The organism is Nesterenkonia haasae (genome assembly GCF_010119385.1).
GTDB lineage: Bacteria > Actinomycetota > Actinomycetes > Actinomycetales > Micrococcaceae > Nesterenkonia > Nesterenkonia haasae.
In genome coordinates, this window is sequence record NZ_VFIE01000017.1 from 460046 (window position 1) to 476439 (window position 16394).

The following is a 16394-nucleotide window of genomic DNA, read 5'->3' on the forward strand; positions in this document are numbered from 1 at the left end:
CAGCGCCAGCCCGACACAGAACAGGGCCAGCGGCACCGCAGTGTTTCCGAGCATGGCGACTGGCTCATCAAACAGATTGGGCATCCCGAATGGGGTGAGAACTACCAACAGTGAAAGCACCATGAACCAGAACACCGGATTCAGCAGCAGACCTCGGCGCAGAATGGGCCAGAGCTGTCCGCGCCAAAGTTCGCCGAAGGAACTCGCGGAGCCCTCCCGAGCTCGGGTGAGCACCGCTGTGCGCACCAGCGGATAGCCGTTCATGAAGAAGATGTTGTGCAGCATGTGCACAATCCCCGCGGTCAGTCCGGCCTCGGGCCCGAGTACGCCGATGGAGATTGGAATGCCGAAATATCCAACATTGCCGAAACTACCGGCTAGGGAAACCGGTGCGGCCAAGTCCCTCGACAACCCACCGAGGCCGCGGCACAGGTAGTAGAGCCCTACGGCCAGCGCCGGGGTCACGGTGAGCACGATCAGTGGTGCCGCGAGCGGGAAACTGCCCACGGACGGAGCGGAGATGATGGAGGTGTAGATGAAGCACGGCAGAGCGAAATAGAAAACGAAAGCGTTCAGGTGAGGGATGGCCTGCCGGAAACGGGCGGCAAAACCTGCCGCGAATCCCAACAGGATCAACACGAACAGCGGGGCGATGACCCACAGCATCTCAGCCATCGGCAACCTCCCTCTTCGGCGCCCGCTGGAGAGTCCGGGGCAGCCCAGGCAGCCTGAAGGCGTCGTCGTACTTCCCCACCGGACCGGAGAGCGGATCAGCCGCCGGCTGACTCAGAATGTCGCGAATCACCAAGGTGAGAACCCAGATGAGAGTTCCCATATGGGCCACGATACCGAGCGCGTAGAGCGTCTCGAAGAAGTAGTGGCCTTCCCCGAATGACCCCTCTGAGGTGATCTTGGCACTGATCAGCCAGACGCTCAGCCAGTGAAAGACCTCAGCACCCTGCCAGATGAGGAAAACCCTGGGCCGTGGTAGAGCGAGAACTACCAGCGGGATGAGCCATATGACGAACTGCGGCGAGTAGACCTTACCGAGAAGGACAAAGCACCCAACTATCAGCAGGCACAGTTGAGCGATCGTGGGCCGCTGTGGGGCAGCTAGGCCCAGCCAGGCGATGCCGATACAGCAGAGCAGGAACAACCCATTGGAGATCAGCGAAAACTTCTCCCCCGACCAGCCGGTCGGAGCCAAGGCCAGCCACATGGACGAGAAACCTGGTTCCCGTTCGGAGGAGAAACGGTAGAACATGGCCCACTGTTCAGGCTGGGTGAGCATGAAGGGCAGATTGACCGCCAGCCAGGTCACACCCGCTCCGAGCGCTGTCACTGTCAAGGTTCGCCACTGGGCGGTGCGTAAGCACAGCACAATGATTGCGCCCAGGAACAGCAGGGGGTAGAGCTTCATCGCTGCCCCCAACCCAATGAGCACTCCCGCCGCCACGGGACGGTGACGGCCCCAGGCCAGCAGTGCGGCCGCTCCGAGGAACACTGCCCACATATCCCAGTTGATGGACACGGTGAGGATAATTCCTGGCGCAAGAGCCACCAACAGTGCATGGCGGCGGCGTTCCGGACTAAGCGACAGGGCGGTGATCAGGACTAGGCCGATCCAGCAGAGAATCACCGCCAGGTGGTTGACATCGTGGAAGGCCAAGATGCGTTCTGGGGTAGGACCCTGACCGGGAATCAGGACTGCGGCCACCCCGGCGACCACCCCAATGAGTACCGGGTACTCCAGAACTGCTTCAGGGGGAACGTGATCGATGAAAGGGAACGCGCCACCGGCGAGGCCACGCTCAACGAAGAGCAGGGGGAAATCCGAATAGCACAGGGCAAGGTGCTGCTCAGGATTCGTCCACCCGTTGACCCGGCACCATTGAACCGCCAGCACGGACAGCAGTGCGCCCACGACGGTCGCCGCCAGCAGGACCGTGACGGCCCGGGTAGATAGTCGTCCAACAGCCATCGATTAGCGGGTCCTTCGGTAGACATCGGCGGCGGACCAAGACGCCTCCGGGGTGGTAGTCAGTCCACGCAGCCCTTGCCAACCTTCGGCAGCGTTCCACCTTGCCGAAGGCTGATTGAGCTGGAACAGACTTGTGGTGTTGGGGTCGATGAAAATGATGTAGAGCAGATATCCTGCGGCCACGGCCAGGGCGATCCCCTGGACCAGCAAGGAGTCGACCCATTGAACAACTGATAGTTGCCCCACCATCGACAATAGTGTCATGACGGTGATCAGCAGAGTTACCAGCATCAGCACCCTGCCTCGGTAGACGTGGACCACAGCGAACAGCGGCAGCAGCCACAGCACGTACCAGGGTTGGATCACCGATGAGGCCAGCACAACGGTGGTGAGTCCATAGGCTGCCCAGAGCACAGGGTTGCCCAGTCGCGGCTGCAACAGCAGCCCCGCGAGGACAACAGCAGAAACTAAGCGAGCTGCGGCGTAGACCCAGCCGGCGACGACGTCGTGGTCCGGACCGCCGAGTAACTCCACAGACCAGCCCACCCCGAGACCAAGAAGGCCTACCGGTGCGCCTTGCAGCACGGCCGCACCGGCGCCGAGCGCGGCAGTGAACCAACCGATGCCGATGCCGATCAGCCAGCCCCCGCCGAAGAGCAGCAGGGCAGCCAGTGCCCCTACGAATGCCCACTCCCGGAACCGGTGTGCGTAGCTGGATGTCTTATTCAAAGTGAGCAGCACCGCGAAGGGCAACACCACCATAGCGATGGGTTTGACCGCCACTGCCGCGATCAGCAGCAAGGCGGCAACCAGTCTTTTGCCTCGCAGTGCGTACCAGATCCCGGTCAGCATCAGGCCGATCATCAGAGCATCGTTATGCGCCGCAGGAATGAAGACCATCAGGCTCAGCGGATTGAGCAGGCACAGCCACAGGGCCCAGGCTGGGTGGGACCCGAATGTCTGAGCGAGCTTCGGGATGATCAGCAGCATCAGCGCTACACCGAAGATGGCCAGCAGCCGGAACAACAGCACGGAGAGCTCCGGGACCCCACCGGTGATAAGCCAAATGCCCTGGGCGAGGAGGAGGAAGAGCGGGCCATAGGGAGAAGGGGATTCGGCCCAGAGCTCGTCGGCCCCCACCCCGAACCAGCCCGGTAGCTCGGAGACGCCCGCCTCGTAGGGGTTGAGACCCGCAGAGAGCAGTCCTCCCTGAGCCAGATAGGAGAACACATCCCGGGAAAAGATCGGGAAGCACGCGATCATGGGTGCGCCCCAGAGGATCACAGCTTTGCGCATGGTCGGCAGGGCGGCAGCGTCATCCCAGGACGGGATCCGCTGGGACAGTCGGAGCCAGGAGCGCAGCAGCAGCAAAGCTCCCACCACCAAGAGGACAGCGCAGGTGATGACACCTGCTGTTGTGGTCCGCAGGGGCAGCAGAGAGTTGTGCAGGGGCATCCAGGAGCCCGGAACCATCAGAAGCCATCCCACGCCCCAGGAGCCGACCATGATTAGCACGGCTGCCAGCAGACCCTGCCGCAGAGTATGTGAAATTTCCCCCTCAGGCCCACCGATTAACCACGAGGTCCCGCGAAAACTGCCCAGCGCCTCGCGAGCAGTGTCTGCAGCTCGGGAGACGCGGTTAAGGGGCAGCGGGGTCACCACTCAACACTATCGAGCGCACACGTGCATCTGAGAACCAGATGACTGTGGCGCCCACCACGGACACACCGATCGACACCAGCATCATCGCAAGGTCCACATCAAGGAACTGGTGAATGGAGAGCTGATCGGCGGCGCCGAAGGCGAGGAAGAACCCGGTGGCCCCGATGGTGAGCCAGAGTGGCCACCGCATTGGCGTGTCCGTGAGGTAACCGGCGGCAGCGAAGAGGGGCAGAATCCACAGCAGGTACCAGGGTTGGATCAGCGGAGAGAGCACGACGACGGCGGCGAAGGCCCACATCATTCGCTGAAAGATGCGCTGCTCACCTCCTCGGAACATCAGGTAGAGCACCACAATGATCGCGGTGATCCGCCCGATGAGGCTCATGGTGTCGAAGACGATGTCTGGTGACTGGTCCAGCAGCAGGAACACCACGGCAAAGGGGGCGGCGAGTATGGTCAACGGTGCCCAAAAGGTGGCCCCCGACCCTGCGCCCGCCAGAACAGACACCCAGCCGAGGCCGTAGCCGCCGATCATGCCGATGCCGATCAGTGTTCCGCCGGCCAAGCCGAGGGTGAGGAACCAGTAGGCGAAGCGTCGCGGCCAGCTGGCCCGGGAGCCGGCCCAGAGCAGGCCTATGAAGGGGAGCATGACCAAGGTGATGAGTTTGGTGCCGATGGAGGCCACGAGCAGCATCACGGCGGCGACTCCCCACAGCCAGTGGGCACTACTACCGCTGGTGCCGGCGCGAAGCGCGCACCACGTTCCGGCAAGTGCCAACCCCACCATCAGGGCATCGTTGTGTGCGCTCGCGATGAAGCTGATGATCAGCAGCGGGTTGGCGCCGGTGACCCATTGCGCACTGGCCGGATCAGTGCCGAGTTGCTTGGCGAGGCGGGGAACAAAGATCAGGATGAGGATCACGCCGAGTACACAGAGCAGTCGGAACAGGAGGACAGCAAGTTCGGCAGAGTCCCCCGATAAGCGCATCACGCCTGCGGCCAGCCAGAGAAACAGTGGGCCGTAGGGTGTGGCGTCTTCGGCCCACCCTATATCGGTGCCCAGTTGGAACCAGTTATCCAGCGCTGAGACTCCGGTGGTATACGGGTCCTCCCCCGCCAGGACAATTCTGCCTTGGTTCAGATAGGCAAAGAGGTCCCGGGAGAAGATCGGCACCGCCAGCAGCTGTGGCGCAGACCAAACCACTGCAGCGCTGGTAACAGTGGACAATGCGGCGGCGTCGCCGGTGCCGGTCATCACGTGTCTCAACCGGAGCCAGGCGTGGAAGAGAACCCAGCAACCGGCTGTGAGGGCAATAACGGAGACCGCGACCCCAGCGTGTTCGCTTCTGAGCCAGATAGCAGGTCCCCATCGGCTGAGCGGCGAATCGGTGACGAGCCAGCCCACACCGACCGAACCGAGAAGAATTAGCACGGAGCCGGCTAGCCCGTAACTAATCACTGCGTACGCCTGTTTCGTCACCGCAGAGAGTCTACTTGGCGCTCACTGCGGAGCCGGTGTGGGTAGAGTGTCTGTCCGTGAATGAATCGACTGCTCAAGAGACTCCCTCCGGCGGAGGAGACTGGTCCGGCCGTATGGTCTGGATCGACTGCGAAATGACCGGACTGAGTCCGGAGAATGACGTGCTGATCGAAGTGGCCGCATTGGTCACTGACTCCGAGCTTACTGTGCTCGGCGAAGGGGTCGAGGTGGTGATCCGCCCAGATTTGGAAGCGCTGGCCGGGATGGAGAAGATTGTGCGCGATATGCACACTGCCTCCGGCCTGCTGGCCGAACTCGAAGACGGTATTGCTGTGGAGACCGCGGAGAAGAAGGTCTTGGAATACATCCAGCAGTGGGTGCCGGAAGCTGGCGTGGCCCCACTGGCGGGGAATTCGGTGCACGCAGATAGGGCCTTTCTCAGGGTGGGTATGCCGACTTTGACTCAACACCTGCATTACCGAATCGTGGATGTGTCCACGTTGAAGGAGCTGGCTTCGCGCTGGTATCCGCAGGTGAAGGCAGATGCGCCCAAGAAGACCGGGAATCATCGCGCAATGGGCGACATTCTGGATTCGATTGCCGAGTTGCGGCACTACCGGGAGCACATGCTTCGCTGAGCTCGCTCACGAACCGTTTCCGGTGTATGCTGTATTGGTTGCTTTTCCGGGGTTATAAAACCTGAAAAAGCCAATGGTGGGTGTAGCTCAGCTGGTAGAGCATCGCGTTGTGGTCGCGAGGGTCGCGGGTTCAAGCCCCGTCACTCACCCCATACGAACGAGGTTCGAACTCTAGACCAAGGGACCGTCCTTGGACGAGGTTCGGGCCTCGTTTTTATTGCGGGCACTCGAGGCCCACGTCGGTTAGGGGGTTATGGGTTATAGGCCAAAAACGTGTTGCTGGGGCGGGCGTGTTGACCCTGTTTTAGTGGGTTCTGCCGGCCCATCCTGATCTGTTCCAGAGGCCTTCTTCTGCTGTGGTTGCCTGGCCGTAGAGTTCCGGCCCGAGGGAGGGTTAGCGGCAAGAATGTGTGTACAGCCCGGGCGTGTCATGAGCGTCCTGCCCACCCTTTTCTGGCCCAGAGGCCTTCTTCGGCAGTGGCGGCGGTGCCGTAGGTTTCCGGGCTGAGGAGTTCGTCTTCTGTGGTTTTCTGGGGTAGGGCTTCAGTGGTCTTCTGTTGGTGGCGCTTAGCTAGGCTCCAGGGGTCGTGTGGGTGCTCTGTGAGTGTGTTGAGTAGCCAGTCCACAGCGGTGCGGGCATGCGCATCGGTGAGGCCTTTGTGGTGGCGTAGTAGGTGGGTTATAGGCAAGAATGTGTGTACAGCCCGGGCGTGTCAGGGTCTTCCGGCCCACCTTTGCGGGCCCATAGTCCTTCTTCTGCGGTGGTGGCGGTGCCGTAGCTCTGCGGACCGAGAGGTTCCTCCGGTTCTGGTTTGTGTTTGGCTGTTTGTTCGGCCGCTCGGTGGTGGCGCTGGAGTAGTTCCCGGGGGTCGTGTGGGTGTTCGGTAAGGCTGTTGAGCAGCCAATCGACTGCTTTGCGTGTATGGGTTTCGGGCATGCCCCGGTGATGACGCAGTAGGTGCTTGATGGCACTGTTCGGCCCGCCTTCTAACCGGGAAGTAGCCCGTTCCACTGTCCTGATGCCCTGACTGACATAGTCCTGGTCGAGGAAGGTGAATAAGGACTTATCTCGGATCAGTTGCCGGTAGAGGCCTTGGACTCGGCGCAGTTGGATGTGGGTGTACCACCAGTTTTGGTTCGGCTTGGCCCAGACTGGCCGTTCGAGGCCTTTCTTCGCGTAGGTGCGTTGTTTCAAGAAGCTGCTCCATTTGGCTTCCCACCAGGCGTAGTCGCCCATCCACGCTGCTGCGGCATCCAGGTCCTGGACCCGCATAAGCTCCCTGGTCAGGGCCAGAATCTCTTGGCCTGCCTCGAGTCTGGGGTTGAGTGTGGTGTGGCGGACTACTGCGGCGCGGATGTGGAAGAAGCAGCGTTGGATGCGGGTCCGGCGCCACTGTTGGTCCAGGGCTGCTCTGAGTCCGGTGCCGCCGTCGGTGACCACCACATCGGGGGCCGGGAACCGTTTGAACAGGGCTACCCAGGCTGCTTTGGATTCTCTGTCGCACCATTGCCAGCCGATCACGTGTTGACCGTTATGGGCGATGAGTGCGCACCAGCCGTTGAAATAGGTGCCATCGACGATGATCTGCCGATGAACTTCACCTGTGGGCTCTGGTGGGGGGACCTCGATATTCCAGCACCAGGCAGTGGAGAATCGTAGTGAGCGGCCGGTGCCGCCACCGGCCTGCCTCTGGCTGGTTTTGCCTAGCAGCCAACCCAGGAACGTGTTCAGCTGGGCCTTGCGGGTCACATCAGCCCGGGACTGGGTAGCGGAGGACCCGCATCCTTTACATCGCCACCGAGTACGCCCAGCACTGGTCTTACCGTTCTTCACCAGCTTGGTGCCACATACACCACAAACCGGCTGATTCGAAGCAGGAGTCACCCCACATGCTTTCAAAGCATGTACAAGCCCCTACATCGGCGTTATATCAACCATCCACGGCCATCCTGTACACACATTCTTGCCTATAACCCTAGTAGGTCTTTGATCGCTCGGTTGGGCCATCCCTCCAGCGGTGAGATCGTTCGGGCCACGGTCCGGGTTTGATTCTGGAGGAACTGGTCATCAAGCCAGGTGAATAGTGACTGATTGCGGATCAGTTGCCGGTAGAGGCCTTGGACTTGGCGCAGTCGGATGTGGGTGTACCACCAGGTTTGGTTCGGCTTCGCCCATGAGGGTCTCTCTGCTGCGGTTCTGGCGTAGGTGCGCTGTTTCAGGAAGCTTTCCCAGCGGGCTTCCCAGGATGCGTAGGAGCCCATCCAGGAGGCTGCGGCATCAAGGTCCCTGACCTGCATGAGCTCCCTGGTGAGCTTGAGGATTTCTTTGCCCGATTCGAGTCTTGGGTTCAGGGTGGTATGGCGTTTCACTGCTGTGAAGATGTGGAAGTAACACCGTTGGATCCGGGTTCTGCGCCACTGCTGGTCAAGTGCAGCTCGTAGGCCGGCACCACCGTCGGTGACCACCACATCAGGGGCCGGGAATTGTTTGAGTAACTGGACCCAGGCGGCTTTCTTCTCGGTATCGCACCACTGCCATCCGATGACATGGGACCCGGTGAAAGCTATCAGCACGCACCAACCCTGGAAGTAGGTGCCATCGACGATGATCTGCCGGTGGACCTCACCAGTAGGCGTTGGTTGGGGCACCTCGATGTCCCAGCACCAAGCGATCCGGGCCCGGAATGAACGTCCAGTGCCGCCGTCTGCTTGACGTTGGCTGTCTTTGCCTGGCAGCCAGTTCAGGAAAGCTTCTAGGTCGGCTCTGCGGGTTACATCAGGACGAGACTGAGTTGCTGAGGCCCCGCAGTGCTTGCACCGCCAGCGGGTCCGTCCAGCAGAAGTTGTTCTGTTCTTCACCAGCTTCGTGCCACATACATCACAGAGCGGATGATTCCTGGGATTAGTCACTGAACATGCTCTCAGAGCATGTTCAACCCCCTACATCGGCGTCATACCAACGATCCCGGCCCGGGCTGTACACACATTTCTGCCGCTTAACCCCGAGGGACTCCTCTGCCGGGGCGGGGTTCTTTGGTTGAGGTCGGTAGTGGTGTTCTTTAATGAGCTGGTGGGGTGGTGAGGGGTTTTCGCTGCGTAGGTAGAGAAACCATTCCACTGCCCAGCGCATGTGCTCTGCGGGCAGTCCTCGGTGATCGCGCAGCAGCAGCCGCAGTTGGGCGTTGATTCCGCCTTCGATTCTGTTGGTGGTGGAGGCGGCCTCGAAGCCGAACCCGGCCTCGAGGTAGGTAAACAGCTCCTGATGCTTCGCGCAGCGTTCTAACAGGCTGTAGGCCTTGCGCAGTCGGTCGTGGGTGTACCAGGAATTCTGCCCCGGGCACACCACCCCGGCACCGGCCCGGTGTGCTGACCCCGGTAGGTGCGGGCATAGATGAATGTCCGGTGACGCCATCGGTGATGAGCACTGCAGGAGCAGGAAACCGCTGTAGCAGGGCTTCCCAGGCTGGGCGTTTCTCGGTGTCACACCATTGGTAGCCGAGGCTGAGCGCGACCAACTCATCCAGCCAAGGCATGAGCAACTCTGCACGACCCTCACCGAGGTTTAGTCCCTGGGCCGGTTCGGAGTGCAGTTGTTCAGCGAAGTCCCGCGCATCGAGCCGGTCGGCTGGTGTTGCTGGACATAACGTTGTTGACGGCGGGTGGGTGCAGCAGGTTGGAGAGGTCTGCGCCGGCACGGAGTAGTGCGTCTGAGCGGATGGCGATGTCTCGCAGTCGGTTGTGGAGTGCTTTTCGGGCGTCTGTGGTGCTGTCGAGGGCGTGCAGGGATGTCATGACTGCTCGGATCGCGGGGATACGGTAGCCGCCTGCGCGGAGGGTGGCGACGATCCGGGCGTCTCTCACGGTGTCTGGCGGGTAGCGTCGCGCAGCGAGAGGCACGTCCCGTTCAGGCGTGATCAGCTCTTCCTGCTCCCAGAAGCGGAGCGTGGAGGAGCGCACACCGAGCGCGGTGGAAAGTTCGGTGATGCTCATCGTGTCGCCTGCCGCTGCGGGCATGTCGCGCGCGCTTTCATCGACGATGCTGTCGAGAGCACGAAGCGCGGCGACGGCATCGTCTCGGGAATGCGCGAGATCGACATGGAGCGCGACGATGCAGGCGATCGCTTCGTCTAAGGGCAAATGGTGTACGTCACGCATTGTCGCGCGGGCCGCCACGGGGCCAGCCGCGATAGCCAGGTCGCGGTAGGCGCGTAGTGCGGTGACATGGATGCGGGTGAACTGTCGGTATCCGTTGCTCTGCCGAACAGCGGGCGGGATGACACCCAGGTGGTCGAGGTCACGGACCTGCTGTGCCGAGTACCCAGAGACAGCAGCGAGCTGACTCGTTGTGTACTGCTCGGGCCCATAGGTCTTTGTGCGCCTCATACGATTAAACCCTCCATTAGCACTTCAACCTCATACTCGAACCATGTCTATGGAACAGATCCTGTCAGAAATCCGAACCTTCGACGGTCTCCTGGAACTCGCACCACTGCCAGGAAGCGAACATCCAGAGATCTCGTGGGGCGACTACTACTTCTACTACGCCCCGGACGGCCAGGTGCCACACAACCGCCAGCCATACGCGACGATCATCACGAAGAACTACCCGAACGACACAGAGAGTCGACTCGACCGCGACGGGCGTTGGCGGCTAAACATCCATGTCGGAGCGGAAGCCTTCACCGATCTTGTCGGATACCCACCCGATGAGATAGACGAATCCGGTGCGGGTTACAGCACTACAGATTCATTCCTTCCTCACCCCCTGTATGGCGCATATGGATGGGTATGTGTCGTCAATCCCGCAAGGGCAACCACCGCGGGTGCGCTGGAGGCTCTCCGCGTCGCCCATCTGACTGATCGGCGACGAGTGGAACGCCGGCACAGCCGCGGTGCCTCACGGAACGAATGAGCGTCAACCTTCATCGGAGTGCACCGCTGACGGTGGAGGGGCGGAAGCGGCTTGTCGAACGTTGCCGCAACCGCCCGATCGCTCATGTCGCTGCCGGGATGGGCATCTCCCGCGCAACGGAATCGTCGATGGTGGCGAGGATCGAGTTGCTGCGACTCGAGCACAAGTGGTCAGCGTCGCACATCCAGTTCGAACTCGCTCTCGAGGGCGTCAGTGTCAGCCATCGCACGATCTCCCGCATCCTGCTGGAGCTTGGCCTCAACTGGCGCAGGTTCATCGACCCGAACGGTGCCTCGAACCGCGAGCGACGACGGATCGTCGCTGAACGTCCCGGCCACATGGTGCACGTCGAGGTGAAGAGGGTCGGACGCATTCCCCACGGTGGTGGCTGGCGCGTCCACGAACGTGACAGTCCCGAGGCTCGCGTGGTCGAACGGATGAAGAAGCGCGGCACCCGCTGCGGATACATCAACCTCCACTCCACGCCGATGGGCACACCCGAGTGGCGTGGAGCGAAGCCCTCGACGACGAGAAGAGCGCGACGCGATGGAAAATCACCAACCGCTAAGGTGCGCTCGCCGAACGCTAGGTCATCGTCGACGGTCACCGAACGGTTCGCCACGAACCGCCCTCTGGGCAAAATTCGGATAGTGCGTGCCCAGTGTCCGTCCAACCAACGGATTGGTCGGACAGGCACCGCCCGGCGCAGGCGATGTCACGCCGCGACCGGGACCTCGGCCGTCGTACCGATCGGATGGCGTCGCCGGTGCCACCGATCCCACAACGCGAGCATGCTCGGAAGTACCACCGTGGCGGCGAAGAGTGCGAAGCCAACTGCGTAGACGGTCACTAGTCCGAGCTGGTGGAAGGGCGTGAATGTTGAGGTAATTAGTATGCCGAAGGCCGCACAGTTGGTGATCGCCGCCCCAGCCAAGGCCCCTCCTGTGTGTCGCATGGTTGAGCGGATTGCGTCGGCGGTGCTGGTGTGGCGCAACCTGTCTTCCTGAAAGCGGTTGGTCACGTGGATCGTGTAGGGCACGCCGGCACCGATCGCGAGACCGGTGATTGTGGCCGTGACTGGCCCTAGCGGGATGCCGGTGGCGCCCATGGTCGCGAAAGTCCACAGCACTACCAATCCGACCGGTAACACCGTGATGACACCCAGCAACGGCCGACGGTTACGGAACCAGTAGGTCACAACGAGCAGCACCAAAACCGCACCCAACGCCAGCAACAATGTGGTGATTTGTGACTCGGTCAGTGCTGTAACAATCTCGTCGTCGATGATTCGCTCGCTGGTGGCTACGACCTCAACGCCTGTCGAGACGAGCGGCGCCAACGCGTCATCAAGGTTTTCTCGCAGCGCCCCAACGTCAGAACCACCAACATTAGTCTGAATTGACATGCGGGTCATGTCGAAGTTGCCCGCATCGTTGCGTGCCAGTACGCGTTCTGCCTCGTCCGGTGCGACAGTGAGTAACGTGTCGTAGAGCCCGGCGACGTCCGCATCGGGATCGACGGTGAGGTCCTCCCCTAGCCCTGCGGCTTCGGCGGCTTCAATAAGAGCCTCCGGTGGGGAGTCTCGGTCGGCAGAGGCGAGCAGTGTTGCGAGCAGCCCCACTGGCGAGTCCGCCTGAGCAGTGCCTCCGAAGGTTTGGACACGGGGAACTTCGGAGAGCTCACCCAAGGAACTGACCAGTGCATTGTGGACTTGTGGTGTTGCTACGTCACCGGTGATCAGCACGTCGGTGGTCTCGTCAACGCGGCTGAACCGATCGGTCAGTTGCTCATATACGGCCATCGCAGGGGTATCGTCCTGCACGAAGTCGGTCACACTGAATCGAACTTCGAGTTGGCTCTGGCCCCACACACCAACTGAGCCACCCAGCACAAGCGTGACCAGCAGTGTCGGCACCGGCGCTCGCGCCGCCAAGCCCGCGATCCGGCCCATGATCCCAGGCAGCAGCCTTTCCCCGCCGCGGCCGAACGCCTGCCGGGGCAGTGTGGCGCGCTGCTCCGCGCGTCGGTCGATGAGGTAGCGGGTCGCGGGCACGAACGTCATCATGAGCACGAAGGATGAGACAATGCCGACAGCGGCCAGGACACCAAAATCGACCAGCGCTGGCACAGGGTTGAACACGCCCATCAGAAACCCCACAGCGGTCGTGACAGTCGCCAGCACAAGAGCGACGCCTACAGTGCGCACCGCACGAACGAGGGCATCGCCGACGCTGCGTCCGGCAGCCAACTCCTCGCGGTAGCGACCAGTCAGGTGGATCGCGTAATCGATTCCGAGCGCGATTAGCAGCACTGGCACGATCATGCTGACGTCGTTCATCGGCCCGATCCAGTCGAAGTAGCCGGGCCCGAGCAACACTCCGATGCCGTTCATCCAGATGATCGCCATCACGACGGTCAACAGTGTGAGCAGCACATCGGCGATGGTGCGCCGGATCCCCGGCAAGATCCGGCTTCCCACACCTGGCTTGACCCAATACACGAACCCGAGCAGAACAAAGATGATCAGGAACGCGGCCCCGAACAACTGGACGAGCTCGGTTGCGACCTGGCTTGGGTCGCCGATCAGCAACGCAACACTGAATGTCTCAGCCGAGTAGCCTTCCGGGAGTTCCGTGCCACGCACGGCCTCTGCGATCCGTGTATCTATTGCCAGTCTTGCCTCTTCCCGCTCAGCCTCATCGAGGTGCTCAGGTACCGCTTCGTCGAGTTGAAGGAACACGAGCAGCAGGCCGCTATCCGCCTGCGGCGAGGAATCAAGCGACGCATCGCTGGGCAGCTGGGTCATAGTGAAGTCCGCCTGCTCGGCTGGCATCGACTCGAGGGCGTCGGAGAAGATTTGGTTCACGGTGACGTCGTCGGCCTGGCTGGCGTCCATCCCCTGCTCAGCCAGTGCCAGCTGGACCGCGGACAGCCAGTGCATAACCGCGGGTCGCTCTGCAGTAGCGGAGAGTTCAACCTCGGCAGGCAGAGACGCCTCGATGGAGTCCATGATGCTGTCAGCGGCGGTGAGCCCATCGGCACTGATCACGTCATCCCCGTTGACCAGTACCTGGAGAACCCCTTCGCCAGACTCGTGGAACTGCTCCGCGATCGTATCGCTTGCCAGTACCTCTTGGTTGTCCGGCGCGAGCCCTTCGTTGCCGCTTGCGGACTGGGCCTCGCCAGAAAGGAGGGCGAATAGGGCGGTGAGTACCAAGGCGGTCAGGACCATCGTCGTGCAGATGGCAGCCCCACGTCGCGACCGCCGACGGGAAAGTCCGGTCCTGCCCTCAGCCCTGTCGAGGCGTCCCTGGGTTGTCATGCTGAAGTTTCCTTTCGCAGTTTCGCTGCAGGCGGTCATGGCTGAGTCCTTTCGACCCGAAGACAGCGAGCTACTTGCGGAGCGCCACCGCGATAACTTGCACGTGGGCACAGTCTGATGCGCCGCGGCAAGCAGCCGTTGCCATCATCGGCGGGCTTTGGGGTGGGGTCTACTGTACATGCTCAGCATGCACAGTTAAGAATAGGGTTGTCAACCCGAGCGGGTCAGCCGCGGGGCGTCTGGGCTCTCTTGGCGACCGGAGGCTGGACGACGACACGGTCGTCACGCCTTGACAGCGAAGCGACTAAAGGCCATCCCCGCGACCCGATCAGCTCCGCTGACGCGTTGACTAGAGCAGCAGGATCTTTTCCGCGTCCTGGTCTGACCGGGCTCTCAATCGGAGTCGATGATTTGACGGACCCGCTGGATGCACCTGCTACCTTGCTCGCGCCGGTGAGGCAAGTGCGCGGTCAACCCGGGTGGTCGCCTGAAGTTAGTACTCCCGATGCACGATGCTGATCAGCTCGTCGCGAGTGATGGAGATGCCACGATAGAAGGCGGCGTCGCGATGGAAGCGTTTGACGGCGAATGCTTGGCGCTTCGCGCGGAGGTCTTGGGGAGGGTGGGCGCTAACGAACGCCCCTTTTCCCGGTCGGGTGTAGATGAGATCGTCGGCCTCCAGCAGCTCCCAGGCCTTCTTGATCGTGATGACGCTGATGCCGAGTTCTCGGGCGACTGTGCGGATCGAGGGGAGCATGGCGTTGGGCTCAAGTCGACTGTCGAGGACCTGGGCGGCAAGCTGAACATGGATTTGCTCGTAGATCGGCATATCGCTGCGCTCGGAAATGACGATGTCCACGTGAAGAGTATCCCGTCTACAGGTTCACACGGTCGAACCGGCGTACCGAGAGTCGATAGGAAGCCGAGGTCAAGCCGAGGTAGACCAGCGCGCCAAGGGCGAGGACAAGCAGTTGTGGGCCGGCGTCGGCCGGATCGAGAGTGTCTAGAGTGTCGCCCGCGCCGGGAGTGAGAATGACCAGCAACTCGAAGACGCCGTAGGACACGAAGAACGTGATACCTGCCAACACGCCGGCACGGCCAATCTTGTATCCGGTTGCGAAATAGCCGGGCAGAAAAATCACATTGAACAGCCCGAGTGAGGTCAGAACCAACCCGAAGAATGCGTAGTTGCCGTCCATGCCCACGATGTTGCCATCGGGGTTGATCAGCGCGGCGCCGATCGCTACAAGGGCAAGTGCGGCGAGCTGCGCCATCTGGACTGCCATCACCGTCAGGTGCTTGGCGAGCACGACGCGGTTGCGAGGTACGGGCAACGAGATAGTGAATTCATGGTCCTTGTTTGCGTTCGCCTCAGAAAATGCCATGAACAATGCGAGCATGAAGTACGAAGCCCCAATGACCATCGGGTAGTTCGGGATCAGGTTGAACAGTGTCAATGCCACAACGCCCAAGTAAGCCGGAGGCACCACCAATCGGGCTTCCTTTAACAGCAGCGCGGAGGTAGTGCTCATTGGGCCCCTTCCAAGTCGTAGTACAGCATCAGCGTTTCCAGATTTGGACGCTCAGCGTGCAGCGACCCGACTGTGTCCAGATCTCCAAGATCATCGGTTCGCGCGAGCCCAGTAAACCCGAAGGCGTGGCTCTTGTGCCCGATCATCCGTCCCCGCAGGTCGTCGGTGTATTCGGCGGTGCTGCCCTTGAGAAGGACATGGTTCGCAATCAGATCGTCCTTCGTGTCATTCCCAATGATTCGCCCGTTACGGATGAACACGATGTAGTCGGCACATTTGTCTAGATCGCTAGTGATGTGAGTGGAGAAAAGCACGCCGCGCTCGCCATCCTCGACCACTTCCTGAAGCAGATCGAGCAACTCATCCCTGGCCACCGGGTCCAGACCGCTGGTCGGCTCATCCAGCAGGATCAGCTTGGCACCGTGCGACAGAGCCATCGAGACGCCGAGCTTCACCCGCATTCCGGTGGACAGTTCACTGATCTTCTTGCGAGCGTCGATCTCGAACCGGTCTAGAAACGCTCCGAAAGCCCGATCATCCCAGTCCTCGTAGAAGCGCCGGTACACGTCGACAACGGTGCGGATCGAATGCTTGGGATAGACATCAACCGGACCGAGCATGAACCCGATCCGCTGCTTTGCCTCAGCCTCGTGGGCGTGCAAGTCGCTCCCCTCGAAGGTGACCTTCCCAGCATCCGGGCGAACGATGTTCATGATCGACTTCAGGGTCGTGGTCTTGCCAGCCCCGTTCGCACCAATGAATCCGGTGATGTGGCCAGCAGGCACCTCGAACGAGACTTCCTTTAGTCTGAACGATGGATACCTCTTGGCCAGGCCGTCGACAACGAGCATGAACACCTCCGTAAAC

15 protein-coding genes, 1 tRNA gene and 1 pseudogene are annotated in these 16394 nt (G+C 61.4%); 4 read left to right on the forward strand and 13 right to left on the reverse strand.

Annotated elements, in window-relative coordinates; genetic code table 11:
* The 4 genes from FH975_RS02200 to mptB (FH975_RS02215) all read right to left on the reverse strand — a co-directional run.
* A partial coding sequence (locus FH975_RS02200) for an AEC family transporter (RefSeq protein ID WP_162319826.1) occupies positions 1-675 on the reverse strand: 675 nt, incomplete at its 3' end.
* On the reverse strand, positions 668-1981 hold the full coding sequence (locus tag FH975_RS02205) for a glycosyltransferase family 87 protein (protein WP_162319827.1): 1314 nt from the start codon (positions 1979-1981) through the stop codon (positions 668-670). The genes FH975_RS02200 and FH975_RS02205, both read right to left, overlap by 8 nt.
* A gap of 3 nt (positions 1982-1984) precedes the next feature.
* Positions 1985-3640, reverse strand: a complete 1656-nt coding sequence (gene mptB, locus FH975_RS02210) for a polyprenol phosphomannose-dependent alpha 1,6 mannosyltransferase MptB (RefSeq protein ID WP_162319828.1) — start codon at positions 3638-3640, stop codon at positions 1985-1987.
* Positions 3621-5123 (reverse strand): polyprenol phosphomannose-dependent alpha 1,6 mannosyltransferase MptB, encoded by a 1503-nt coding sequence (mptB, locus tag FH975_RS02215; RefSeq protein ID WP_162319829.1) that lies wholly within the window; start codon positions 5121-5123, stop codon positions 3621-3623. Before mptB (FH975_RS02215) ends, mptB (FH975_RS02210) begins: the two co-directional genes overlap by 20 nt.
* Before the next feature lie 56 nt (positions 5124-5179).
* On the opposite strand from mptB (FH975_RS02215), the gene orn reads away from it, so the two are divergent.
* Entirely contained in the window at positions 5180-5761 is a 582-nt protein-coding gene (gene orn, locus FH975_RS02220; protein WP_328821737.1) for an oligoribonuclease, read from the forward strand.
* A 76-nt stretch (positions 5762-5837) separates the two neighbouring features.
* Positions 5838-5913, forward strand: a tRNA-His gene (locus FH975_RS02225).
* 276 nt (positions 5914-6189) lie between these two features.
* Here the strand turns inward: FH975_RS02225 and FH975_RS02230 are convergent.
* The 5 genes from FH975_RS02230 to FH975_RS02250 form a co-directional block, all read right to left on the reverse strand.
* Positions 6190-6450, reverse strand: a complete 261-nt coding sequence (locus FH975_RS02230; RefSeq protein ID WP_162319830.1) for a hypothetical protein — start codon at positions 6448-6450, stop codon at positions 6190-6192.
* On the reverse strand, positions 6441-7646 hold the full coding sequence (locus tag FH975_RS02235) for an IS1249 family transposase (protein WP_328821738.1): 1206 nt from the start codon (positions 7644-7646) through the stop codon (positions 6441-6443). Before FH975_RS02235 ends, FH975_RS02230 begins: the two co-directional genes overlap by 10 nt.
* A gap of 83 nt (positions 7647-7729) precedes the next feature.
* Complete coding sequence (locus FH975_RS02240) at positions 7730-8671, reverse strand: IS1249 family transposase (RefSeq protein ID WP_328821739.1); 942 nt, start codon at positions 8669-8671, stop codon at positions 7730-7732.
* A 22-nt stretch (positions 8672-8693) separates the two neighbouring features.
* Positions 8694-9173, reverse strand: a complete 480-nt coding sequence (locus tag FH975_RS02245; protein WP_162319833.1) for a hypothetical protein — start codon at positions 9171-9173, stop codon at positions 8694-8696.
* Positions 9174-9355: 182 nt separating this feature from the next.
* Entirely contained in the window at positions 9356-10144 is a 789-nt protein-coding gene (locus FH975_RS02250; RefSeq protein WP_162319834.1) for a MerR family transcriptional regulator, read from the reverse strand.
* 43 nt (positions 10145-10187) lie between these two features.
* Between FH975_RS02250 and FH975_RS02255 the strand changes: the two genes are divergently transcribed.
* Positions 10188-10673, forward strand: a complete 486-nt coding sequence (locus FH975_RS02255; RefSeq protein ID WP_162319835.1) for a DUF6194 family protein — start codon at positions 10188-10190, stop codon at positions 10671-10673.
* Positions 10670-11217, forward strand: a pseudogene (locus tag FH975_RS16435) (IS481 family transposase); the annotation flags it as partial. The gene FH975_RS02255 and the pseudogene FH975_RS16435, both read left to right, overlap by 4 nt.
* A gap of 171 nt (positions 11218-11388) precedes the next feature.
* On the opposite strand, the gene FH975_RS02265 reads toward FH975_RS16435, so the two are convergent.
* From FH975_RS02265 to FH975_RS02280, 4 genes are all read right to left on the reverse strand, one after another.
* Positions 11389-13995 (reverse strand): efflux RND transporter permease subunit, encoded by a 2607-nt coding sequence (locus tag FH975_RS02265; protein WP_162319837.1) that lies wholly within the window; start codon positions 13993-13995, stop codon positions 11389-11391.
* A gap of 493 nt (positions 13996-14488) precedes the next feature.
* Positions 14489-14854: a GntR family transcriptional regulator gene (locus FH975_RS02270; protein WP_162319838.1), complete on the reverse strand. Its 366-nt coding sequence runs from the start codon at positions 14852-14854 to the stop codon at positions 14489-14491.
* Between the two features lie 16 nt (positions 14855-14870).
* Entirely contained in the window at positions 14871-15527 is a 657-nt protein-coding gene (locus FH975_RS02275; RefSeq protein ID WP_162319839.1) for an ABC-2 transporter permease, read from the reverse strand.
* Positions 15524-16378 (reverse strand): ABC transporter ATP-binding protein, encoded by an 855-nt coding sequence (locus tag FH975_RS02280; RefSeq protein ID WP_162319840.1) that lies wholly within the window; start codon positions 16376-16378, stop codon positions 15524-15526. The genes FH975_RS02275 and FH975_RS02280 overlap by 4 nt, the downstream gene beginning before the upstream one ends.
* Positions 16379-16394 lie beyond the last annotated feature (16 nt).